Origin of the sequence: Acinetobacter sp. LoGeW2-3 (assembly GCF_002688565.1) — a bacterium.
Classification (GTDB): Bacteria; Pseudomonadota; Gammaproteobacteria; order Pseudomonadales; family Moraxellaceae; genus Acinetobacter.
Genome location: NZ_CP024011.1, coordinates 1,773,553 through 1,796,310, shown reverse-complemented (window position 1 = coordinate 1,796,310; position 22,758 = coordinate 1,773,553). Strand labels below are relative to the sequence as shown.

Below are 22,758 nucleotides of genomic sequence, written 5' to 3'. Positions count from 1 at the left end.
CGTCTCAGCACAGCCTAAGAAGGGCTGACGCATAATAATTGAAAATGAAAATGGAGTTTTACGATGAAAGCAAAGACTCAGTTCGCTACGCTGCTATGTGCCAGTGCCCTTAGGACTCAGCGCATGTAGTGATAACAAGGCGCCAAGTAATCAGCAAGGTAGCGAAAATACTTCTGGCACACTGAATAAAATCAAGCAGTCTGGCACGATTGTTTTAGGTTATCGTGATTCCTCGATTCCATTTTCTTATATCGCGGATAATCCGAATCAGCCAGTGGGTTATGCCCATGACCTGCAACTCAAAGTGGTTGAAGCAGTCAAACAAAAGCTGAATCTTCCTGATTTAAAAATCCGCTATAACCTGGTGACCAGCCAGAACCGCATTCCTCTAGTCTCCAACGGTACAGTGGATCTGGAATGTGGTTCCACTACCAATAACAAAGAGCGTCAGCAACAGGTCGATTTCTCTGTGGGCTTTTTTGAAGTGGGTTCACGCCTATTAACCTCTACCAATTCTGGTATTAATGACTTTAGCGATTTGAAAGGCAAAAAGTTGGTGACTACGGCTGGCACCACCTCTGAACGCTATATTCGTCAGCATGAAAAAGAATTGGGTATTGGCGAAATTATTTCTACCAAAGACCATGCAGAATCCTTTTTAATGCTGCAAAGTGGCCGTGCAGCCGCTTTTATGATGGATGACATTCTGCTGGCAGGTGAAAAGTCCAAAGCTAAAAATCCGGAGCAATGGCACATTGTCGGAACCGCGCCAATTAACGAAATCTATGGCTGAATGATCCGTAAAGGTGACACCGAGTTTAAGCAGGTGGTAGATGATGCAATTAAAGCTACCTATAGCTCCGGTGAAATCAACAGCATGTACCAAAAATGGTTCCAGTCGCCAATTCCACCCAAAAATATCAACCTGAACTTTGCCATGTCGGATGACTTAAGAGCCCTGATCAGCAACCCGCATGACCGCGATCAATAAGCACTAAACTTTATCCATCTGCTTAAGCATGGCCTGTTTAAGCAGATTCTGGAGTGATAATGAATTACAGCTGGAATTGGGGTGTCTTATTACAACCGACCGGGATTGGTGATACAACCTATCTTAACTGGATCATGACGGGCATCGGCTGGTTAGCGGTGATTGCGATTGTGGCCTGGTCGATCGCCATGCTCCTGGGGAGTCTGTTGGGCATTATGCGAACCTTGCCTAGTCCCACTGCTCGGGCGATTGGGACTACCTATGTCACTGTTTTCCGCAATGTGCCTTTACTGATCCAGTTATTTATCTGGTTTTATGTAGTTCCCAACTTTCTGCCGAACAGTATTCAAAGCTGGTGGATTAATGATTTTGGCGCAAATACCACGGCGTTGATTTCAGCCAGTATCGGTTTGGGACTGTTTACTGCAGCACGGGTTTGTGAACAGGTGCGTACCGGGATTGAAGCCATTCCACCCGGGCAGGTCAATGCCGGCTATGCCATGGGTTTTAGTACCACACAATTATATCGCTATGTGATTTTACCGCAGTCTTTCCGCATGATCTTGCCACCGCTCAGTTCTGAACTGACCAACTGCGTCAAGAATACTTCGGTAGCCTCACTGGTTGGCGTTGCGGAAATTATTTCCCAGATGAAGACCATTAGTGAATATACGCAAAATACCATTGAGGTCTATACCTACGTCACGCTGATTTTTATCTTGATTAATGTCTACCTGATTGGCTTGATGAACTTTCTGGAAAGACGCTTCCAGGTACCTGGTCTGATTGCGGGGACAGAATAATGGAATGGTTCACTGCTTTTTTTCAGGATTTACAGTTATCCGCACCTGCCTTGTGGCATGGTCTGAGTATCACCTTAAAAGTCTTATGTTTTGCCACTATTGGCGGGGTCTTGATTGGCACATTACTGGCTTTAATGCGACTGTCTTCAATTCGGGTGTTTAACTGGATTGCCAAGGGTTATGTAAATCTGTTTCGTTCGATTCCCTTGCTGCTGGTGCTGATGTGGTTTTACTTCGCTGTACCTTTTATCTATACCGGAGTGACTGGAAAATACCTGACCATGGATACGGCACTGGTGTCCAGTATTGTGGCCTTTATGCTGTTTGAGGCTGCCTATTTTTCTGAAATTGTCCGAGCCGGGATTCAGTCCATTCCCAAGGGACAAACGGATGCAGGCTATGCCTTGGGCATGAGCTATGGGCAATCCATGCGGCTGATTGTATTGCCCCAGGCTTTTCGCAAGATGACACCGCTGTTATTACAACAGACCATTATTTTGTTTCAGGATTCCACCATGGTCTATGCGATTGGCCTGTTGGACTTTTTCCGGACCAATTATGTGCGTGGAGATCTGATGTCTCTACTCACCCAATATATTCTTTTTGCCGGTCTGGTCTATTTCACTATTAGTTTGATCGCCACATATATCGTGAAAAAATTACAGCAGAGGTTAAGTATATGAGCGAAGGAAAAATCATGATTGACCTCCAGCATGTCAGTAAATGGTACAAGGATTTTCAGGTATTGACTGACTGCACCACCCAGATCCGCCAAGGTGAAGTCGTGGTGGTTTGTGGTCCTTCGGGTTCAGGAAAATCAACCCTGATTAAAACCGTCAATGGTCTGGAACCGGTTCAGCAAGGTACTATTTTGGTTGATGGAATTAAAATTAATGATCCAAAAACCAATTTAAATAAATTACGTAGTCGTGTCGGTATGGTGTTTCAGCATTTTGAGCTGTTTCCACATCTGAGCATTACCGAAAACCTGACCATTGCCCAAATCAAAGTATTAGGCCGTTCTGAAACCGAAGCCCAACAGAAAGGTCTTGCCTATCTGGATCGGGTCGGTTTAAGTGCACAGGCCAATAAATTCCCGGCACAACTTTCTGGTGGACAACAGCAACGTGTTGCAATAGCCCGTGCATTGAGTATGGATCCGATTGCAATGCTGTTTGATGAGCCGACTTCAGCACTCGATCCTGAAATGATTAATGAAGTACTCGATGTGATGGTCGGACTGGCCAAAGAAGGCATGACCATGATGTGCGTCACCCATGAAATGGGCTTTGCCCGACAGGTCGCCAATCGCGTGATCTTTATGGATCAGGGAAAAATTGTGGAAGATTGCAGTAAAGATGATTTCTTCAATACACCGCGTGGTGAGCGTGCGCAGCAATTCCTGAATAAGATTCTGCACTAAGTTTTTACCACTTAGCTTTTATTAGATACCTATAAAAAAGCTCATCCTAGGATGAGCTTTTGAAGGTAAGTCATTCAAGCCTACCAATAATTCTCCACCGCAATATTCCCTTCACCACGGCGGTTCATAGTCAGGCCACGTGCTTTCAACGCTTCTTTGGTATCTTCAACCATTTCCGGGTTACCACACAACATCACATGGCTGGTTTCGGGATTAAGCTGCATATCTGCTGCTTTCTCCAGCTCACCATTGGCAATCAGAATCGGTAAACGGTCATGTAGTGGTGCTTCAGGATCGCGGGTAATAATTGGAATAAATTTAAAGCCACCATGCCCTTCTCCAAAGCTTTCAGCAATTTCCTGAATCCGATCTACATAAGCCAGTTCAGCTTGACTACGCACACTATAAACCAGATTAATTTTTGTATAGTTATTCCAGGTTTCAAAGTCCTGTAGCATGGATAAAAATGGTGCCAAACCGGTGCCGGTTCCAAGTAGCCATAAATCTTGTGGCAAAGGCAATTGATAACGTGCAAGGGTCAGATAACCATAAGGAATCTTTTCCAGGTAAAGTTCATCACCTACTTTAAGATGTTGTAAATTCGAAGTAAATTTACCTTCTGGTACCACGATCGAGAAAAATTCTAAGACTTCATCAAACGGTGATGACACCACTGAATACGCCCGAACCACGATTTCATCACCCACTTTCAAGCCAATACGCGCAAACTGACCAGCGGTAAACTTGAAATGTGCGGGTCTGGTCATAGTGAAACTAAACAGCGTATTGGTCCAACGGTGTACAGATAAAACCTTTTCTAAGCTAAATTTTTCAATAGACATGATTCAAACGTGGCATCAAAGACTGTGCTCATGTTAGCATGACAGCATAATTTATTAATATTTTTTAAATGTTAAGGCTCTATTCATGCGCATGACTTTACGCCAGTTGGCTGTTTTTGTAGCAGTTGCTCAAGAAGGCACCGTCACCAAAGCCAGTGATGCAGTCAAACTCACCCAAAGTGCGGCGAGTATGGCTTTAGCAGATTTAGAAGATGGTCTTGGCGCGCCTTTATTCGACCGTCTTGGTAAGCGTTTACAGCTCAATGACTTAGGTCGCTTCCTTCTCCCTCAAGCCCTAGAAATTCTGGGTCGCTGTGAATCTTTCGAGCAAGCCGCCAAAGGTGAACTGCAAAGCATTGACCTGCGTCTCGGTGCAACCCTGACCATTTCTGACTATCTGATGCCAGACCTGATGGCGGATTTCCTGAAAATCCAGCCGCAGGCCCATTTGCAACTTCAGGTGGGTAATACCCGCCAGATGATCGAAGCTGTGAACCAGTTCCAATTGGATCTCGCATTAATTGAAGGTTCATGTCACTTGCCACAGTTGCAATGCATCCATTGGCGTGATGATGAACTTGCTGTTTGCTGTGCCCCAGATCATCCGTTAGCTCAGTTAGACCGCCCATTGACTGCGGAAGATTTTAAATCGGTTGAATGGATTCTTCGTGAAGAAGGTTCAGGTACACGTGAAGTCTTTGATAACGCAATTCTGCAAGATGTTCCGGATGCCAATATCCGTCTGACCCTCGGTCATAACGAAGCAATTCTGAAAATTGTAGCTGGTGGCTTAGGTATGTCGTGTATTTCTAAACTGGCAATTGAACCTTTACGTGAAAAAGGTCAGTTGGTGATTCTTGATACACCCTTCTGGTCTCTAACCCGTCCATTATTTATGCTGGTACACCGTCAGAAGTATCAAGGTCCAGGTTTAAAAGCTTTTATGAAATTCTGTGAAGCCTAAATTTCTGTTCAAATTAAAAAAGCGCCTTAAGGCGCTTTTTTAAGAATGGGACAAATATCTTATTAAAAATTGAAGACTGACCTAAATTTCTCCAAATATCATGAATCCAAGCGCTGATACAAAAGCCAGCCAGAGTGTAGGACTAAAGAAAATACTGTTACGTACTGGAACAGCCACCACGGCAGGTGCTAGAGATGGCAGTACGACTACATCAGGAACAAATTCCTGTTGGGGTTTGATATCTAGACGCACCATATTGTCCAGTTGAATCTTATTCTGTTCTTCAATGATTCTGAATTTAAGCCGCTCTCCAACTTGAGGCATTATTTCAGGTGAAGGTAATTGCTGTAACTGGAAACCTAACTCCTGTGCCGTGTTTGCCAGTTCAATGCTTCCGGTCCCGCTTAGGGAGTCATAGGTTTTAACTCTTCCATCTGTAAACATGATATATGTCCCTGAATCATCATAGATGCGTATTTTAAGTGGAAGGCCATAAGATATATTGTGAGCTTTAGTAGGTATTTTATTGTTTTAGCAACATCGCATAGCATTTAAGTTAAAAAAACCGTTATAAAATTACATTAAATAAAAAATCAAATAAAAAGAGGCTCTAAAGCCCCTTTTCAGTTTAAATCGAAAGTAAAAATTTAACGTTTTAAGCTAGACAATAATTCAGTGGTAATTGAAGTATTTACCGCGACAGCCTTGGCTTTTTTCGCTTTCTTGGACTTATCAGCTACGCGTTCAATTTTAATAGCTTTGTACTTATCACCATTTTGAATCACGTTAAACTTTACCCGCTCATTACGCTTCGGCTCACCTGAGTCTGCAGGAAAATCCGAAATATGGAAAAATACATCACCTTCTGGAGATGAAATAAAACCAAAGCCCTTCTCTGCATTGTATTGTTTGACTTTGCCTTGATATTGTTCAGAACTCATTTACGTACCCTAATCTGACCATTATATTGTTCAGTATATAAAAAAGAGGCTATAAAAGCCCCTTTCCTGTTCATCTTCAAAAATCAGTCTTTTTGAACCGAACCAAAAATCTTGTCGCCCGCATCGCCCAGACCTGGAACGATGTAACCATTTTCATTCAAGCCATCGTCCACCGCAGCCGTAAAGATCACCACGTCTGGATGTGCTGCTTCAACACGTTTAATACCTTCTGGTGCAGCAACCAGTACCATCACCCGAATGTCTTTACAGCCGCTTGCTTTCAGCACATCAATTGCAGCCACCAGAGAAGAACCCGTCGCCAGCATTGGATCAATGATCATCGCAATACGATTTTGTACATCTGGTACCAGTTTTTTATAGTAAGTACGTGCTTCTAAAGTTTCTTCATCACGCTCAAGACCCAGTACAGATACTTTGGCGCTTGGAATCAGGTTCAGAAAACCATCCAGCATACCAATGCCGGCGCGTAGAATTGGCACAACGGTAATTTTCTTACCAGCGATACGGTCTACAGTGACTGAGCCGTTCCAACCGTCAATTTCATGCTCAACAACAGGAAGATCCTTGGTCGCTTCATAAGTCAAGAGCATGGTCACTTCTTGAGCCAGCTCACGGAAGTTCTTGGTACTGATGTCTGCACGACGAAGTAAACCGAGTTTATGTCGGATTAAAGGATGACGGATTTCATGGATAGCCACGGGAGAACACCTAAAAGGTTAAAGATAAATTGCTGCTTATTATAAAGCGATTTTCGTTTTTATATAAATAAAAAAGCCCCCTATCGAGGAGGCTTTTTTTGTAATAACGTTCTAATCTTTCGATTAATTAGTTATAACCGCTTTGCACCAGAGTGAAAATGAACTGTTGAAGCTCAGGTGAGATTGCAAAGAAAGCAAGCTTAGAGAATGCAATCATTGGATCTGGGTAAACACCCAGGATCAGTACCAGTGCAGCCACTGCCAGCACCATGATACCACCCACTTTTTGCCCCCAGTGATTTACAGCGTCAAGACGAGGCGTTTCTGGTGGAGTCATGTACATTACCACCATTACACGTAGGTAATAATACAGACCAATACCTGAACCCAGGATGACCATTGCAGCAAGGAACCAAGACTCGCCAGCTACCGCAGTTTTCACCACCAGGAACTTACCAATAAAGCCCGCTGTTAATGGAATACCAGCAAGAGACAGCATCATTACCGTTAATACAGCAGTCAATACTGGACGGCGCCAGAACAGACCACGGTACTCAGCCAGACTACCAGCTTCATCCGTATTATTATACGGACTAGACATCAGGGTTACCACACCGAATGCACCGATTGTCGTCAACACATAAGTGATGATATACACATTCACGCTTTCAAATGTCGCGAAGCCCTGGATTTGCAGGAAGTCAGAGTTACGTGCAGAAACGATGGCAACCAGTACATAACCGAAGTGAGCAATTGAAGAGTATGCAAGGATACGTTTCAGGTTCACCTGTTTCACTGCCAGCAAGTTACCAGCAAGAATCGAAAGCACTGCAAGGATCGTAATGATGGTGACGAAGCTGTCTGCCAAGATTAAACCTGAAGACAATACATAACGCACAAACAGACCCAACATTGCTACTTTTGCAACAGTCGCAAGGAAAGTTGCAACTGGTGATGGAGCGCCTGCATATACGTCTGGTGTCCACTTGTGGAATGGTGCAAGCGATAGTTTGAATGCCACAGCAAAGACAATTAGCGCAAGACCGATTACCACAGCTGGCTGGCTAAATGCAGAAAACATTTTGCCTGGTTCAGCAGTGAAGTTCAGTGTACCTGTGTACGCATAGATGTAAGCCATACCCATCAGCAGCATTGCAGATGCAGTTGCTGACAATACCAGGTATTTCACACCCGCTTCAAGCGACTGAGAACGTTGATGTGTATACGCCAACAGGCCGTAAACCGGAATCGACATTAACTCAAGGCTGATGAAGAATGAAGCATAGTGCGTGCTTGCCACCATCAACATTGCACCTGCAACCGAACACAACATCAAGATGTAGAGTTCTTCGCGGTTATCTTTATAGGTTTCAATGTATGCATGTGACAGTGTGCTACACGCAAGTGCAGCAATCAGGATCACAAACTGGTACAGCATCGTAAACGGATCTACGATGAACAGGTTCATCACGTTGGCAGGTGCAAATTTACCCGCCAACAGGACGAAGATCATATATAACGCAGCCAGGTTTAAACCAATAACTGTCGTCGTCGCAACCAGGTTGTGGTTACGCTTAACTGCTGTCACCAGCATTGCAACGATCGCAGTCAACGCCACGATCATCACAGGTGCTAGGGGCATAAGCTCAGAAAAAGACATTGTGAAGTTCATGGCTTATTGGATCTCCACATTTTCAGCTGAAACGGCAGCTTGCTGCACAGCATCAGCTGCTTCAGACACAGGAATGTAGCTATTTGCTAACCACGCCATGCTTGAGTTCGAAATATCAAGGAAGCTTTGTGGATATAGACCAAGCCATAACAGACCAAACGCACAGATCAACAGGATTACCACTTCACGCGCATTTAAATCTTTCAGCGGATTCGTGTAATGCTGCTTTTGCTCTTCGTTTGGCGTACCAAACAGTGACTTGTGAATCATGATCAGACCGTACAGACCAGCAAACACCAAGCTGATTGCAGCAAGGATTGTATAAGTCGGATATTGACCAAATGCACCCATCAGGATCAGGAATTCACCGATGAAGTTACCTAGACCAGGAATACCCACCAACGCTGCTACGAAGAACATCAGGAAGAATGCCAGGTATGGAAACTGACCGCGCATCCCCCCCATCAGACGCATGTCACGTGTGTGAACACGTTCGTACACCTGACCACACATAATGAACAAGGCTGCAGATGATAGGCCGTGAGCCAGCATCATGATCATCAGGCCTTGGAAAGTCAGTACGTTACCTGCATAAAGTGCAAGTAGAACGAAGCCCATGTGTGAAATAGATGTGTACGCCAACAGACGTTTCATATCTGTTTGCTGGAAAGCACACCATGCACCGTAGAAAATACCAATCAGACCAAGAATGATCGCGATGTCGGCAAACTGTGCAGAAGCTGCTGGGAAGAACGGCATAACGAAACGGAGTAAACCGTACGCAGCTGTTTTAATCAGGATACCTGCAAGGTCAACAGAACCTGCTGTTGGTGCTTGCGCATGCGCATCTGGTAACCAGCCGTGCAGTGGGAAAACTGGAAGTTTTACTGCAAAACCGATGAACATACATACCATGAAGGCATAAGCCAACGCTGGAACTTGCGTATCCAGAGTATTTGCAACACCTAACAGGAAGTTGTAGTCGAAACGGATTTCGCCAGACATTGAGTAACCAGCAATCACCAGACCCAGGATACCAATCAGCATCACCAGACCAGCAACCTGTGTATAAATGAAGAACTTGGTTGCAGCATATACACGTGACTTGCCTTCTGCCCCTTTATGACCCCAAAGGGCAATCAGGAAGTAGATCGGCACCAGCATCATCTCCCAGAAGAAGAAGAACAGGAACAGGTCAATTGCCAGGAATACACCGATTACGCCACCCAAAGACCATAAAAGGTTTAAGTGGAAGAAACCAACATTTTTCTGAATCTCACCCCATGAACAGCCAACTGCCAATACACCAAGTAATGCAGTCAAGCCAACCATCAGTAAAGATAAACCATCCACCGCTAAGTGAATGTTAATGCCCAGAGTTTGAATCCAAGGCAATTTGAACTCAGCAGCCCACGTTGGCGTGTTACCACCTAATTCATAAACATAAGTACCGTTCTGCCAGAGAACCACGGTTAATACCAGTGTTACCAGCATCCCGATTAACGCGATATAACGCGGTAGAGACTGGTCGAGCTTGTCGACCAACCAGCATACAAAACCTGCAATGAACGGAATGAGGATCAGAGCCGGCAAAATCATGTTGTTTGGAGCTTCCATTTTATTTCCCCACTACCTGAATCACGAGCAAGATCATCAGTAGGACAACGACACCGAGCCCCATACTAGATGCGTATTCGCGCAGTGAACCAGTTTGACGTGAGCTGGTAAAGCTGTGACCACCTTTAACAAGTGCAGGCAATACTAACCACAAGCCATCGATTGGATCACGACCGAACAATTTCGCGAAGAATAAATAAGGCTTCACAAAGATCAGGTCATACAGTGCATCGAAACCAAGTGCATTGCGACAGATGTTCGCAAGGCCAGCACCCAGTGAAGTACGAGCAAAAGATTTCACAGCGTTGTAAGCGAAAGCAAACAGCACTACACCAATTGCAAGACCAGCCAGTGCAATACCCACCGCAGTGTATTCTGCAGTATGCATGCCATGCTCAAGTGCTTCAGGAATATCAAATGCAGGAACTTTAGCTGAATTCAGGATGCTTTCTACAGGTGCTTTCAGTACTGCACCAACAAAAGTAGAAAGAACCGCAAGAATCGCCAATGGACCCCAGTAAGTCACACCCTTGATTTCGTGATAAGGCGTATTTTCTTTACCGAAGAATACAACCCAGATCAGACGGAAGGTATAGATTGAAGTCAGGAACGCACCTGCAACACCTACCCAGTACAGTGAGTTATACACTGCAACTGATTGACCTTGTACCCATAGCGCACCCAGGATCGCATCTTTCGAGAAGAAGCCCACAGTGATGAATGGAATTGCAGCCAATGCACCGCCACCAATCGCGAAACAAGCGAACAGGAATTTGTTCTTGTAGAACAGACCGCCCATCTTGAAGATGTTTTGTTCGTGGTGATAAGCCAGAATCACCGCACCAGAAGACAAGAATAATAATGCCTTGAAGAATGCGTGTGTCAGCATATGGAACAGACCTGCTTGGTAAGCTTCAGCACCCACAGCCATAAACATGTAGCCCAACTGACTCATCGTAGAGTAAGCAAGAATACGTTTGATGTCTGTTTGTACCAGCGCAGCGAAACCAGCTACAAGTAATGTCACCGCACCAGTAATTGAGATGAACATCATCACTTCAGGCGCAAGTTCAAATACTGTAAACAGACGGCAGCACAGGTAAACACCCGCAGTTACCATTGTTGCAGCGTGGATCAATGCAGAAACTGGTGTAGGACCAGCCATCGCATCTGCCAACCATGTTTGTAACGGGATTTGCGCAGATTTACCAGCAGCACCCAGGAACAACATTAATGCAGTCCAGATAGTCAGTGAAGAACTTTGAGTCATCACATTCGCAGCATTTTCTACGATGTACTGAGTGTTCAGCGTACCGAATTGCTGGAAGATCAGGAACATGGCGATCAGCAGGAATACGTCACCGACACGAGTCACAGTAAATGCTTTGATTGCAGCTAAACCGTTTTTCGGGTTTTCGTAGTAGTAACCGATCAACAGGTAAGAACACAGACCTACGCCTTCCCAGCCCAGGAACAATAACGCCAGGTTGTCACCCAGTACAAGCAATAGCATGCTTGCAACGAACAGGTTGAAGTAAGAGAAGAAACGTGCGAAGTCTTCTTCACCGCGCATGTACCATGACGCGAAGATGTGAATCAGGAAACCTACGCCAGTGATCATGCCTGTCATTAATAAAGACAGACCATCCAGATGCAGGCTAATGCTTGGTGCCAGGTTACCGGCACTGAACCAGGTCCAAAGATGCTGAACTTGAGCAACTGAACCGTTACCCGTAAAGTCCATACCCGCGATCAGTGCAAATAATGCAGACAGACCGACGGCACCCACACCAATAATGGCTGCAACAGATTCAGGAAGCTTGTTACGCCCTGCCGCTAAAAGGACAAAACCAATGAGCGGGAATAAAATTGTTAGATATAAGTAACTCATCCGCGCATCTCACTAGCAGCATCCACATCCAGATGATGGAAGCGATGATAGAACTGAAGGACGATCGCAAGACCAATACACGCCTCTGCCGCAGCCAGCGTCAGAATAAAGATGAACATGATCTGACCATCTGGCTGTGCCCAGGCACTGCCTGCCAGGACGAACGCTAAAGCAGCAGCGTTCATCATGATTTCAAGGCTCATTAGAATGAATAGCAGGTTGCGTCGCACCATTACACCGTAAAAACCCAGTGCAAAAAGAATGGATGCAACGATCAAACCATGCTCTAAAGGGATGTTGCCCATTATTTATTGTCCTCTTCTGCACCTGGTTCACGTTTGCCAAGATGGTAAGCCGCAACAAGTGCGCCTAACAGTAACATCGCAGCAACTTCTACCAATAGTAAGTACTGTGTAAAGAGCGTTTGACCAACTGCTTTAGGGCCAACAATTTCAGCACCCATCACCAGAGACGGCTGAGCGTAGTCTGAGTTCAGCACCCAAACCAGGATCAAGCCGATCAGGAAGCTCATCAGTGCCGGGTAAGCCCAAGCACCTGAAGTTAACCACTTACGCTCCTGCTCAACGGTTTGTTCACCCAGGTTCAGCATCATCACAACGAAGACAAACAGAACCATGATCGCACCTGCATAAACGATGATCTCAAGAGCACCGGCAAACGGCGCTCCTACGATCATGAAAATACCGGCAACAGCCAACAGTGAAACAATCAGGCTTAATAAAGCATGTACCGGGTTCGCATTAGTAACAACACGAACCGTAGAGACGATGGCCACAAGCGCCATCAGATAAAACGGCCACATCATGGTAATAGACTCCGTACATCAACAGGCGCACTTTCACGCTGTGCTTGACCTTTATCTTTACCAGTTACAGCCATACCTGTTACACGGTAGAAGTTATAGTCAGGATATTTACCAGGACCAGAAATCAGCAAGTGTTCTTTTTCATAGACTAAGTCTTGACGAACATATTCACCGAGTTCGAAATCAGGTGTCATTTGAATTGCAGTGGTTGGGCATGCTTCTTCACACATACCGCAGAAAATGCAGCGTGAGAAGTTGATGCGGAAAAATTCCGGATACCAGCGACCATCTTCTTTTTCTGCTTTTTGCAGAGAGATACAGCCTACCGGACAGGCAACCGCACACAGGTTACATGCAACACAACGCTCTTCGCCATCTGGGTCACGCGTCAATACAATACGGCCACGGAAACGTGGTGGCACGATTTCCTCGGCTGGTACTTCTGGGTACAAGATGGTGTCACGTTTGCGCGTTGCATGGGTAAAGACCATGAACAACGTGCGAACGATTGACCCGAATCCAGCTAGAAATTTAAACATTTTGTTCTCCCTGCTGTCTTAGGCCTGATTCATCAGAATCACAGCACCAGTCACCAAAAGGTTAACCAACGCCAATGGCAAGCAAATTTTCCAACCAAAGTTCATCACCTGGTCATAACGTGGACGCATTAATGAACCACGTGCCAATACGAACATCATTACAAAGAATGCTGTTTTGATAATGAACCAGAATGCTGGTGGTAGGAAATCAAGACCGAATGGTGCTAACCAGCCACCGAAGAATAGAGTTACGATCAGTGCAGAGATCAGAACTACGTTCACGTATTCTGCAACGAAGAACATACCCCATTTCATACCGCCGTACTCGACGTGGTAACCTTCAGCCAGTTCCTGTTCCGCTTCTGGTTGGTCGAATGGGTGACGGTGAGTTACCGCTACGCCCGCAACCACGAAGATCAGGAAGCCAAGGAACTGAGGAATCACAAACCATACGTCTTGTTGTGCTTCTACGATTTCACGCATGTTGAATGAACCAGCGATTGCCACTACACCCATCAGCGAAATACCCAGGAACACTTCATAAGAAATTGTTTGCGCTGCAGAACGCAGACCACCGAGCAATGCGTATTTGTTGTTAGAAGACCAACCACCAAATAACACCGCGTAAACTGCAATACCCGCCATTGCCATAAAGAACAGCAGGCCGATGCTCATGTCTGCTACACCGAGGTAAGGTGAAACAGGAATGACCATGAACGACAGCACCGCAGTTGCCATCGCAACTGCAGGAGCCATACGGAAAGTCAGCTTGTCAGCAAATTTTGGTGTCCAGTCTTCCTTGAACATGATTTTCAGCATGTCTGCAACGATCTGGAAAATACCACCCGGACCTACACGGTTAGGACCGTAACGGTCCTGCCACAAGCCCAGCAAACGACGTTCAATGAATGACATCAACGCTGCGATCAATACCACAACCAGTAAGATCACAATTGCTTGAAGTACTGAATAGGCAATCGGCCAGTTTTCAGCCCACAGCGGCGTCTGACGGATCAATTCTTGTTCCATGAATTACACTCCTACCGCGACTGAAACAGGCTCTGCAAGAGATACCGTCGGTGCTAGACCAATTGGGTAACCGATATAACCTGTTGGTAAGTATTCAATCACTTGTACAGGAAGCACGATTGAAGTCTTGCCTGCTTTCACAGTGATCTTCTGACCGTCTTGCAAGTTCAAGCGTGTAGCATCCTGTTCACCCACTGCAAATACCGCATCCGGAATACGTGATTCCATTGCAGGTGTTTTGATGGTGAATTCACCAGACGCAAAGATGTGATGCATCGGTACCAGACGGAAGCTTTCAGCGTTCACAAGCACAGGTGCTGGCGCAACGAAAGTACGCGCTGGACGTTTTGGTAATACGTCGAACAGACGGATACCAGAATCACCACCTTTCAGATGACCGCCCACTTTATCCTGGAATTTGTTCCAGGCTTGTGGAGAGTTCCAGCCCGCTGACCATGCGAATGGTACTAATGGAGATGGAGTTTGATCACCCACATAACCTTCCATAGAGAATGTTAATGCAGTGTCTTGGTCAGTCGGCTGTTTCGGCTCGTGTACAGAAAGCGGAGCACGCATTGCAGTACGACCTGAGTAACGACGTGGTTCACGCGCAACTTTCAGACCATGCACACGGAAGCCCGCGTCAGGTGCAACGTCTTGAATCGCTTCAAGTGCAGGAACGTTTTTCGCTACTGCATCAATGACATCATCAAGTACTGTCCAAGAAATTGGCTGACCTTTCACACCAGTTTCAATGGCATGCAACCAGCGCCAAGATTCTTTGATTGCCAGTTCAGGATTGTAGTAGCTTGGGTCATACACTTGGTAGAAACGTTGTGCACGGCCTTCTTGCGAAACGACAGTACCGTCACCTTCAGCAAATGATGCAGCAGAAAGTACGATATTGGCTTTCTTCACTGTTTCAGTTTCAGAATGATCAAGTACGATCACTTCTTTACCTACCAGTGCAGCATCAACCTGAGCCGCTGGTAAACGACGGTAAAGGTCGTTTTCAACAATCACAACAGTATCGTAGTCCTGAGCAAATGCTTGCTCCAGGCTGTTACCACTGAAGATTGCCAAGCCCATTGAGTTCACTTCAGGAACAGTCAATGTCAAGCCTGCATTACCAAGGTTCTGTGCAACTTGTGCAGCAGCTTCCATGATCGCAGCATCTTGTAAACTTGTACCAGAGATGATCAGTGGTTTCTTCGCAGCTTTCAACGTATCTGCAATGGTTTGTGCAAATGCTTTGGCATCGTCATCTAAACCAAGAATGCTTTCACCTTTCACGCCAGCAGCAATGGCAAAACCTAAACGCGCGATGTCGTTTGGAGATGCAACTACTTCACCAGTTGCTACATCCGCTAAACGAGTTTGTGTTGCAGCCAGGATGTAAATCGGAGATTTCGCATCTTGGGCAATACGTTGTACAGGCTCAGCCAACCAGTCTGGAGTACGGCGTTCAGCCGCCATTTCTTTACCTTTATTCTTCGCAGCTTGGCGAACAGATAAAGCCATACGTGGCGCAGTTTGAGTTAAGTCTTCACCCAGAATCAGAACAGCATCATAGCTTTCGATTTCACGCATATTCGGGTTATAAACACCCTCGGTTTGCATGATCGATGCCGCTAGTTCAACCAGATTTTGCTCTTTTTGAGACATACCAGTTGAGTAATTGTCCTGACCGACTAACTCGCGTAATGCATAGTTGGTTTCAAGTGATGCACGTGGAGAGCCGATACCCAGCACTTTTTTGCCTTGGATATTTGCAATCACAGTATCCAGCGCTGTATCTACTGAAACAGTTTCTACATTTGAACCAGTACGGAATTGTGGCTGACGTGGACGATCTTCACGGTTTACGTAACCTGTACCGAAACGACCTTTGTCGCATAGGAAGTACTGGTTAACATCACCATTGAAACGGTTTTCTACACGACGCAGTTCACCATAACGTTCACCCGGAGAGATGTTACAACCTGAAGAACAGCCGTGACACACGCTAGGCGCATACTGCATGTCCCACTTACGGTTATAGCGAGCTGAGTGAGTCTTATCGGTGAATACACCAGTCGGACATACTTCAGTCAAGTTACCTGAGAATTCAGATTCTAAAGTACCTGATTCTGGACGACCGAAGTAAACACGTGATGCATTGGCATATACGCCAAAGTCAGTACCGCCAGCATAATCTTTATAGTAACGAACACAACGGTAGCACGCGATACAACGGTTCATCTCGTGCGCAATAAACGAACCAAGTTCTTGATTGTAGTGCGTACGTTTAGTGAAACGGTAACGACGGCGGTCGTGTTGTGTCATCACTGTCATATCTTGCAGGTGACAGTGACCACCCTCTTCACAGACTGGACAGTCGTGCGGGTGGTTGGTCATCAAGAATTCAACAACAGAAGCACGGAAATCTTTTGCTTCTTTGTCTTCAATCGAGATGTAGGTATTGTCAGACGCAGGCGTCATACATGACATGACCAAACGACCACGCGTATCTTCTGGATTCGCGTATTGAGTCACAGCACATTGACGGCAAGAGCCGACAGAACCTAAGGATGGATGCCAACAAAAGTATGGGATGTCGATGCCAAGACTCAAACATGCTTGTAGCAAGTTCTCTGAGCCGTTGACTTCATACGATTTTCCATCGACATGAATTGTAGCCATAGTCGAATTCCTTAAGCTTGTTCTACGTTGCTAGTCTGAGCTGCGGCATTCACCACTTTCGCTTCAAACTCGCCACGGAAATGTTTGAGTGCGCCCATTAACGGTTCCATCGCACCTGGTGCGTGAGCACAGAAAGTTTTACCAATCCAAAGCTTACGAGTTAACTCTTGTAAGTGATCGATGTCTTCTTTCTTGCCTGTACCGTCTTCAAGTGCTTTAAGCGCTTTAACCGCCCAAGGCAAACCATCACGGCAAGGTGTACACCAGCCACATGATTCACGCGCAAAGAATTCTTCTAGGTTACGTGTTGCTGAAACCATACATTGGGTTTCATCAACCACCATCAGCAAACACGTACCTAAACGTGAACCTGCTTTCATGATGTGTTCCGCATCCATTGGAAGGTCGATATGCTCAGCTGCCAGGAAGTCAGTTGATGCCCCGCCTGGTAACCATGCTTTTAGCTTCAAGCCATCACGCATGCCACCAGCATGGTCTTCAATCACTTCACGTGCAGTTGTACCGAAGGGCAGTTCCCATAGACCTGGGAATTTCACCTTACCTGAAGCACCATAAATTTTTGTGCCAGGATCTTTCGATTTACCTGCAGACAGTCCGATGTACCATTCAGGACCACGCAGCATGATTGCTGGCAAGTTGTTGTAGGTCTCTACGTTGTTGACAATCGTAGGACGACCCCAAGCACCTGCAACCTGTGGGAATGGCGGTTTAGTACGTGGGTTTGCACGGCGACCTTCAAGCGAGTTGATCAATGCAGTTTCTTCACCGCAGATGTAACGACCCGCACCGGTATGCACGTGTAAATCAAAGCTCCAGCCTGAATCCAGGATGTTGTCACCCAGATAACCTTTAGCACGGATTTGCTCCAACGCTTGGTTCAGGTATTTCGCAGCTTCGATATATTCACCACGGATGAAGATATAACCATGGGTTGCTTCAAGCGTATAACCTGCAATCAACATACCTTCAATCAGCTGATGAGGAAGATCTTCCATCAACAGACGGTCTTTGAACGTACCTGGTTCCATTTCATCGGCATTACAAATCAGGTAACGTGGACCTGAGTTGTCGTTTGGTGCCATCAAAGACCATTTGATCCCTGCCGGGAAGCCTGCACCACCACGACCTTTAACTGTCGCAGCTTTAATGATCTCAAGCACATCTTTAGGCGGCATAGTCAAAGCTTTCTTAAAGCCTGCATAACCTTCTAAAGCTTCGTAGTCATCAGCACTACGAACATTGGCTTGTTTGCTCAAACGCCAGGTCAGTGGATGAGTTTCTGGATTACCGTCGCCATAAATTGGTTTTGGTTCAGTATTCATACATACTTCTCCAATAACTGTTTAATTGAGGTCACTTCAACCAGACCATGAGTATCTTCATCAATCATCAAGGTTGGACCTTTGTCACAGTTACCTAAGCAGCAGATTGGCAGCAAAGTGAAACGACCATCAGCGGTTGTTTGACCTAACGAAATCCCCAATTCACGCTGAAAAGCTTCTGCTAAAGTTTCCGCACCCATCAAGAAGCACGCAATAGAGTCACATAACAAGATTACGTGACGGCCTACCGGCTGACGGTAAATACGGTTATAGAAAGTCGCAACACCTTCAAGGTCAGCAAGGCTCATGCTCAGCATCTGCGCGATGGCATTCATCTGCGCATCATCTACCCAGCCATTGCGACGCTGTACACACTTCAACGCATCAAGACACGCTGCACGTGGGTACGGATAGTGACCAATGTGATGTTCAATCTCGTGGATTTCTTCCGAAGTCAAAATCCCTTCAACATTCACACGTGGCTTTTTATCAGTCAAAATCATCATAAAGCGTTTACCCCTTAGCGATCCACGTCAGCCATTACGACGTCAATTGTCGCTAAATAAATGATTAAGTCAGACATCAGACTGCCGTTAATCACGGAAGGCATTTGCTGCAAGTGCGTGAAGGTCGGTGTACGAATACGGGTACGGTAACTCATGGTTGACTTGTCTGAAGTCAAGTAATAAGTCGACGCCCCTTTCACCACTTCCGCCATAACAGATGCTTCACCTGCAGGCATTACAGGACCCCAAGATACGCTCAAGAAGTGCGTAATCAAAGTTTCAATGTCTTGTAAAGTCTTGTCTTTCGGCGGTGGAACAGCCAGTGGGTGATCTGCTTTGTATGCACCAGAAGGCATGTTGTCCAAGCACTGCTTGATGATCTTCAATGACTGTTCGATTTCACGGAAGTGAACGAGAACACGTGCATATGCATCGCCTTCGTACTCTAACGGAACTTCAAAGTCATAGTTTTCATAGCCGCTATATGGACGGTATTTACGAACGTCAAAATCAATACCTGTTGCACGTAAACCTGTACCAGTGACACCCCAAGCCAATGCAGATTTTGCATCGTACTGAGCCACGTTACGGGTACGACCCATAAACACAGAGTTTTTCAGCGCTGCAGTGTAATACTCGTTCAGACGTTTCGGCATCCAGTCGAGTAAATCACGAACCAGTGTTTCCCAACCATTTGGCAAGTCGTGTGCAGTACCACCGATACGGAACCATGCTGGGTGCATACGGTAACCAGTAATTGCTTCTACGATGTCATAAACTTTTTGACGGTCAGCAAACATATAGAATACTGGGGTCATACCGCCGGCATCCTGAATCGCAGTACCGATATACAGCAAGTGGTTATTGATACGAAACAGTTCCGACATCATGACACGGATACATTGTGCACGGTCTGGCACAGTGATACCTGCCATCTGCTCTACAGACATGACATACGGCATGTTCTGAGCGCAACCACCCAGGTAGTCAACACGGTCTGTATACGGAATGAAAGAGTGCCAGGTTTGACGCTCGCCCATCTTTTCCGCACCACGGTGGTGATAGCCGATGTCTGGTACGCAGTCTTTAATTTCTTCACCGTCCATCTGCAAAATCACACGGAATGCACCGTGGGCAGACGGGTGGTTAGGACCTAAGTTCAGGAACATGAAGTCTTCGTCGGCTGTGCCGCGTTTCATGCCCCAGTCTTCAGGAACGAAACGTAGATGTTCCTGTTCGTAGTCCTGCTTCGCCTGGTTCTGGCGGTACGGCGTATATTCAGTCGCACGTGCAGAATATTCTTTACGAAGTGGGTGACCTTCCCAGTAAGTTGGCAACAGAATACGACGGAGCATTGGATGCCCTTCGAAATTGATGCCGAACATATCGTAGGCTTCACGTTCGTACCAGTTGGCATTTGGCCAGATATTCGTTGCAGTCGGGATATTGAGATCGCTCTCACTCAATGCAACTTTAATACGGATATCCGTATTACGTTCTAGCGACAACAGGTGATAGAACACTGTGAAGTCAGACGCAGGTAAACCGTCGCGGTGCGTACGTAGACGCTCATCTACCGCTGACAAGTCGAACAACATCACGTATGGACGTGACACTGTACGCAAGAACATTAAAACGTCTTGTACACGTGCGCGCTCAACCCAAACTGTCGGGAAATCCTCGAAAGTTGTTTGCACATAGAAGTTCTCACCAAATTTGGTTTTGAGCTCTTCCACAATTGCAAATGCAGGGCGGGAATCAACAGATGTTGATTCTGGCATAGCAATGTCAGTTTCAGCCATTGGCTTGGCTTCCTATTTAATACAAATTCAGTCAACCTAAACGACAACTACACCCAAGTCGGGTGCATCAAAAAATTTGTCGCTTAAATTATTTAATTTCATCCATTGAGCGCAGATTTTTCACAGCAATACGCTGATCTTTCTTACGGTCACGTTCTGGCATCATCTTTGGCTTATACACTGGCTGAAGATCATCACCGATTACCGCAGAAAGCGGACGACGCTCAAGTTGAATCTGGTCTTGCAATAGCATTAATGCCTGGATCAATGCTTCAGGACGTGGCGGACAGCCTGGGACATAAACGTCCACCGGGATAATCTTGTCCACACCTTGTACAACTGAATAGATGTCGTACATACCACCTGAGTTGGCACATGCGCCCATTGAAATAACCCATTTCGGTTCCAGCATCTGTTCATACAGACGTTGAATAACCGGAGCCATTTTCACGAATACGGTACCTGCAACAATCATCAAGTCCGCCTGACGCGGTGAAGCACGGATAACTTCGGCACCAAAACGTGACAAGTCATGCACGCCAGTTAAGGTCGTTGCATATTCTACGTAGCAGCAAGATGTACCAAAGTTGAACGGCCAAACGGAGTTCTTACGACCCCAGTTGACTGCTGTATGCATTACATCCTCTAGTCGAGTCATGAACACATTTTTATTCACTTCTTCTTGTAGTAACGGATCTTCTACAACGATACGTTCCTGAAGTGGATATTCATCAGCATTCGGATTCGCACGGGTTAAAGTGTATTTCATTCCGGGTTACTCCTTATTAGATAATGGAGCCGGTGAACCTTTCACACGACCAGATGATTGAGCTGGAATTTGACCAGTCGGGTCTACAACCAATTCTTCAATTGAATTGAAGCGAGTGATTTCTGCGATATCCATATCTGGTGTGCCAGCTTTAAATACTTTGCCAGCAGCTTTGCGTTTGTCTGTTGGTGACCAGTTCAATGCACCTACTTTTACTGCGTATACCAATGCAATCAATAAGTCGACCACAAAAATAACTACAGTAGTGAAACCAAACCACCCTGCCTCTCGCACTGAAGTTGACCATGCATAGAGATAAAGTGCTTCAATATCAAAAACAACAAAGAAAATTGCAACTAAATAGAATTTCGCAGACAAGCGGATACGAGCTCCACCTGCGCTGACTACGCCTGACTCAAACTGCTCCTGCTTAGCACGGCCCCATGATTTACCCCCGAGGAGTAATGGGACAGTGAGCATAAAGACGCATAAAAATGTAACGCCGATCACGAAGGCAATAATTGCCCAATCGTATGGAGTAATGGCACTCATGCGGGGATAACTCCTGGCAGGCCTATGTATTAACAAAGAATGTATGTATTGGCCTTCAAATACACCAAACACAAAATTAATCCCGCCAATTGTACCTGATTTTGGATTTCACTTGCTAGTTTATAAGCCTTAGTCTTTTGGATGATTTTTTGGGCAAATACGCGATTTTTCTGGGTTCCATCGCCCATGTTGCGAAATAATCGCTTTAACAAATCAAAAACAATAATTTCATTATTTTTTCCAAAATCAGTTTAATTGTTTTAATGGATGATTCTACTGAAACACAATTACTGGCTGCGAATTGTGTATTTTTTGCAACCACATAGCAGTATAACTTCATCCCCTGCAGGCTTTGTGATATCTCTATAAAGAGCTTAAAAATGAAGAATAAGGATTGAATATATGAGTCTAAAGTTCACCCATAAACCTGACTATTTTCTCTACGCCCAGCTGTTTGTTCGCCATCTTGAAAACTATATCGTGAAGCATCCTGAGGAAAACAATCCCAATCTCAACTTACAGAAAATTTATGAGCTGTTTGGCAAAGATTTCGCCTCTGCTTCAATAAACTTGGAAGGCATTTTAAATATTGCGGATGAATATCGGGTAGAAACCTTACATGGTGACCAAAAGCTGATTCAAGGTTATAGCATCGATGGAAAATACAATAATCTTCTAGTAAACCTGAATCCAGAAGCGGCAAAAAGCTTACGTGAAGGCAAACCGATTATTGAACCAGATGCCAAGATCCACGAATAAGACATGTCATAGATTCTCATTTTTATTTAATTATAAGAGACAATAAAAAAACGATGCATCAGCATCGTTTTTTATTGTTTACAGAAAC

At 45.4% G+C, this 22,758-nt stretch carries 22 protein-coding genes and 1 pseudogene; 6 read left to right on the top strand and 17 right to left on the bottom strand.

Translation table 11 applies throughout. The features are described from left to right. Positions 1-97 precede the first annotated feature (97 nt). The 4 genes and pseudogenes from BS636_RS08605 to BS636_RS08590 all read left to right on the top strand — a co-directional run bounded on the left by BS636_RS08605 (position 98) and on the right by BS636_RS08590 (position 3,217). A pseudogene (locus BS636_RS08605) lies at positions 98-991 on the top strand (transporter substrate-binding domain-containing protein). A 59-nt stretch (positions 992-1,050) separates the two neighbouring features. Then, entirely contained in the window at positions 1,051-1,794 is a 744-nt protein-coding gene (locus BS636_RS08600; protein WP_099338381.1) for an amino acid ABC transporter permease, read from the top strand. Continuing rightward, positions 1,794-2,477: an ABC transporter permease subunit gene (locus tag BS636_RS08595; protein WP_099338380.1), complete on the top strand. Its 684-nt coding sequence runs from the start codon at positions 1,794-1,796 to the stop codon at positions 2,475-2,477. The genes BS636_RS08600 and BS636_RS08595 overlap by 1 nt, the downstream gene beginning before the upstream one ends. Positions 2,478-2,491: 14 nt before the next feature. After that, positions 2,492-3,217: an amino acid ABC transporter ATP-binding protein gene (locus tag BS636_RS08590; RefSeq protein WP_171265998.1), complete on the top strand. Its 726-nt coding sequence runs from the start codon at positions 2,492-2,494 to the stop codon at positions 3,215-3,217. Between the two features lie 80 nt (positions 3,218-3,297). On the opposite strand, the gene BS636_RS08585 is transcribed toward BS636_RS08590, so the two are convergent. Beyond that, positions 3,298-4,059: a ferredoxin--NADP reductase gene (locus tag BS636_RS08585; protein WP_099338378.1), complete on the bottom strand. Its 762-nt coding sequence runs from the start codon at positions 4,057-4,059 to the stop codon at positions 3,298-3,300. A gap of 85 nt (positions 4,060-4,144) precedes the next feature. Here BS636_RS08585 and gigC point away from each other — a divergent pair, with 85 nt between their 5' ends. Then, positions 4,145-5,023, top strand: coding sequence for a LysR family transcriptional regulator GigC (gene gigC, locus BS636_RS08580; RefSeq protein ID WP_099338377.1), 879 nt, complete (start codon positions 4,145-4,147; stop codon positions 5,021-5,023). Positions 5,024-5,104: 81 nt separating this feature from the next. On the opposite strand, the gene BS636_RS08575 is transcribed toward gigC, so the two are convergent. From BS636_RS08575 to ndhC, 16 genes are all read right to left on the bottom strand, one after another. After that, a complete protein-coding gene (locus BS636_RS08575; protein ID WP_048882354.1) occupies positions 5,105-5,467 on the bottom strand; it encodes a hypothetical protein in 363 nt (120 codons plus the stop codon). 203 nt (positions 5,468-5,670) lie between these two features. Further along, positions 5,671-5,964: a cold shock domain-containing protein gene (locus tag BS636_RS08570; RefSeq protein ID WP_004814703.1), complete on the bottom strand. Its 294-nt coding sequence runs from the start codon at positions 5,962-5,964 to the stop codon at positions 5,671-5,673. A gap of 83 nt (positions 5,965-6,047) precedes the next feature. Then, positions 6,048-6,683: a uracil phosphoribosyltransferase gene (gene upp / locus BS636_RS08565; protein WP_004814701.1), complete on the bottom strand. Its 636-nt coding sequence runs from the start codon at positions 6,681-6,683 to the stop codon at positions 6,048-6,050. A 127-nt stretch (positions 6,684-6,810) separates the two neighbouring features. Beyond that, a complete protein-coding gene (nuoN, locus tag BS636_RS08560; RefSeq protein ID WP_048882353.1) occupies positions 6,811-8,355 on the bottom strand; it encodes an NADH-quinone oxidoreductase subunit NuoN in 1,545 nt (514 codons plus the stop codon). Positions 8,356-8,358: 3 nt separating this feature from the next. Continuing rightward, positions 8,359-9,972, bottom strand: coding sequence for an NADH-quinone oxidoreductase subunit M (gene nuoM / locus BS636_RS08555; protein WP_099338376.1), 1,614 nt, complete (start codon positions 9,970-9,972; stop codon positions 8,359-8,361). A 1-nt stretch (position 9,973) separates the two neighbouring features. After that, positions 9,974-11,863: an NADH-quinone oxidoreductase subunit L gene (gene nuoL / locus BS636_RS08550; RefSeq protein WP_099338375.1), complete on the bottom strand. Its 1,890-nt coding sequence runs from the start codon at positions 11,861-11,863 to the stop codon at positions 9,974-9,976. After that, positions 11,860-12,168, bottom strand: a complete 309-nt coding sequence (nuoK, locus tag BS636_RS08545; RefSeq protein WP_004814693.1) for an NADH-quinone oxidoreductase subunit NuoK — start codon at positions 12,166-12,168, stop codon at positions 11,860-11,862. The genes nuoL and nuoK overlap by 4 nt, the downstream gene beginning before the upstream one ends. Continuing rightward, on the bottom strand, positions 12,168-12,686 hold the full coding sequence (nuoJ, locus tag BS636_RS08540; protein WP_171266078.1) for an NADH-quinone oxidoreductase subunit J: 519 nt from the start codon (positions 12,684-12,686) through the stop codon (positions 12,168-12,170). The genes nuoK and nuoJ overlap by 1 nt, the downstream gene beginning before the upstream one ends. Further along, positions 12,686-13,228 carry an NADH-quinone oxidoreductase subunit NuoI gene (gene nuoI / locus BS636_RS08535; RefSeq protein WP_099338373.1) on the bottom strand — a complete coding sequence of 181 codons (543 nt, stop codon included), beginning with the start codon at positions 13,226-13,228 and terminating at the stop codon, positions 12,686-12,688. Before nuoI ends, nuoJ begins: the two co-directional genes overlap by 1 nt. 18 nt (positions 13,229-13,246) lie before the next feature. Further along, entirely contained in the window at positions 13,247-14,257 is a 1,011-nt protein-coding gene (nuoH, locus tag BS636_RS08530) for an NADH-quinone oxidoreductase subunit NuoH (protein ID WP_099338372.1), read from the bottom strand. Between the two features lie 3 nt (positions 14,258-14,260). Then, positions 14,261-16,939 carry an NADH-quinone oxidoreductase subunit NuoG gene (gene nuoG, locus BS636_RS08525; protein WP_099338371.1) on the bottom strand — a complete coding sequence of 893 codons (2,679 nt, stop codon included), beginning with the start codon at positions 16,937-16,939 and terminating at the stop codon, positions 14,261-14,263. Between the two features lie 11 nt (positions 16,940-16,950). After that, on the bottom strand, positions 16,951-18,282 hold the full coding sequence (nuoF, locus tag BS636_RS08520; RefSeq protein WP_099338370.1) for an NADH-quinone oxidoreductase subunit NuoF: 1,332 nt from the start codon (positions 18,280-18,282) through the stop codon (positions 16,951-16,953). Further along, the gene (gene nuoE / locus BS636_RS08515; RefSeq protein WP_099338369.1) at positions 18,279-18,788 is read right to left on the bottom strand and encodes an NADH-quinone oxidoreductase subunit NuoE; all 510 of its coding nucleotides are present in this window, start codon (positions 18,786-18,788) and stop codon (positions 18,279-18,281) included. Before nuoE ends, nuoF begins: the two co-directional genes overlap by 4 nt. Positions 18,789-18,802: 14 nt before the next feature. After that, positions 18,803-20,590 carry an NADH-quinone oxidoreductase subunit C/D gene (nuoC, locus tag BS636_RS08510; RefSeq protein ID WP_099338368.1) on the bottom strand — a complete coding sequence of 596 codons (1,788 nt, stop codon included), beginning with the start codon at positions 20,588-20,590 and terminating at the stop codon, positions 18,803-18,805. 88 nt (positions 20,591-20,678) lie between these two features. After that, positions 20,679-21,359 (bottom strand): NADH-quinone oxidoreductase subunit B, encoded by a 681-nt coding sequence (locus tag BS636_RS08505; protein ID WP_099338367.1) that lies wholly within the window; start codon positions 21,357-21,359, stop codon positions 20,679-20,681. Positions 21,360-21,365: 6 nt separating this feature from the next. Next, positions 21,366-21,911: an NADH-quinone oxidoreductase subunit A gene (ndhC, locus tag BS636_RS08500; RefSeq protein ID WP_099338366.1), complete on the bottom strand. Its 546-nt coding sequence runs from the start codon at positions 21,909-21,911 to the stop codon at positions 21,366-21,368. A gap of 402 nt (positions 21,912-22,313) precedes the next feature. Between ndhC and BS636_RS08495 the strand changes: the two genes are divergently transcribed. Continuing rightward, positions 22,314-22,670: a hypothetical protein gene (locus BS636_RS08495; protein ID WP_099338365.1), complete on the top strand. Its 357-nt coding sequence runs from the start codon at positions 22,314-22,316 to the stop codon at positions 22,668-22,670. Positions 22,671-22,758: the final 88 nt, after the last annotated feature.

Excerpts from the sequence above, each read along its gene's own strand:
- nuoN (WP_048882353.1), bottom strand. The coding sequence starts at position 8,355 with ATGAACTTCACAATGTCTTTTTCTGAGCTTATGCCCCTAGCACCTGTG.
- BS636_RS08505 (WP_099338367.1), bottom strand. The coding sequence starts at position 21,359 with ATGAAATACACTTTAACCCGTGCGAATCCGAATGCTGATGAATATCCA.
- nuoL (WP_099338375.1), bottom strand. The coding sequence starts at position 11,863 with ATGAGTTACTTATATCTAACAATTTTATTCCCGCTCATTGGTTTTGTC.
- nuoE (WP_099338369.1), bottom strand. The coding sequence starts at position 18,788 with ATGATGATTTTGACTGATAAAAAGCCACGTGTGAATGTTGAAGGGATT.
- nuoG (WP_099338371.1), bottom strand. The coding sequence starts at position 16,939 with ATGGCTACAATTCATGTCGATGGAAAATCGTATGAAGTCAACGGCTCA.
- nuoM (WP_099338376.1), bottom strand. The coding sequence starts at position 9,972 with ATGGAAGCTCCAAACAACATGATTTTGCCGGCTCTGATCCTCATTCCG.
- BS636_RS08570 (WP_004814703.1), bottom strand. The coding sequence starts at position 5,964 with ATGAGTTCTGAACAATATCAAGGCAAAGTCAAACAATACAATGCAGAG.
- BS636_RS08590 (WP_171265998.1), top strand. The coding sequence starts at position 2,492 with ATGATTGACCTCCAGCATGTCAGTAAATGGTACAAGGATTTTCAGGTA.
- nuoJ (WP_171266078.1), bottom strand. The coding sequence starts at position 12,686 with ATGTGGCCGTTTTATCTGATGGCGCTTGTGGCCATCGTCTCTACGGTT.
- gigC (WP_099338377.1), top strand. The coding sequence starts at position 4,145 with ATGCGCATGACTTTACGCCAGTTGGCTGTTTTTGTAGCAGTTGCTCAA.
- BS636_RS08595 (WP_099338380.1), top strand. The coding sequence starts at position 1,794 with ATGGAATGGTTCACTGCTTTTTTTCAGGATTTACAGTTATCCGCACCT.
- ndhC (WP_099338366.1), bottom strand. The coding sequence starts at position 21,911 with ATGAGTGCCATTACTCCATACGATTGGGCAATTATTGCCTTCGTGATC.
- nuoF (WP_099338370.1), bottom strand. The coding sequence starts at position 18,282 with ATGAATACTGAACCAAAACCAATTTATGGCGACGGTAATCCAGAAACT.
- nuoC (WP_099338368.1), bottom strand. The coding sequence starts at position 20,590 with ATGGCTGAAACTGACATTGCTATGCCAGAATCAACATCTGTTGATTCC.
- BS636_RS08600 (WP_099338381.1), top strand. The coding sequence starts at position 1,051 with ATGAATTACAGCTGGAATTGGGGTGTCTTATTACAACCGACCGGGATT.
- nuoK (WP_004814693.1), bottom strand. The coding sequence starts at position 12,168 with ATGGGCAACATCCCTTTAGAGCATGGTTTGATCGTTGCATCCATTCTT.
- BS636_RS08495 (WP_099338365.1), top strand. The coding sequence starts at position 22,314 with ATGAGTCTAAAGTTCACCCATAAACCTGACTATTTTCTCTACGCCCAG.
- nuoI (WP_099338373.1), bottom strand. The coding sequence starts at position 13,228 with ATGTTTAAATTTCTAGCTGGATTCGGGTCAATCGTTCGCACGTTGTTC.
- BS636_RS08585 (WP_099338378.1), bottom strand. The coding sequence starts at position 4,059 with ATGTCTATTGAAAAATTTAGCTTAGAAAAGGTTTTATCTGTACACCGT.
- nuoH (WP_099338372.1), bottom strand. The coding sequence starts at position 14,257 with ATGGAACAAGAATTGATCCGTCAGACGCCGCTGTGGGCTGAAAACTGG.
- BS636_RS08575 (WP_048882354.1), bottom strand. The coding sequence starts at position 5,467 with ATGTTTACAGATGGAAGAGTTAAAACCTATGACTCCCTAAGCGGGACC.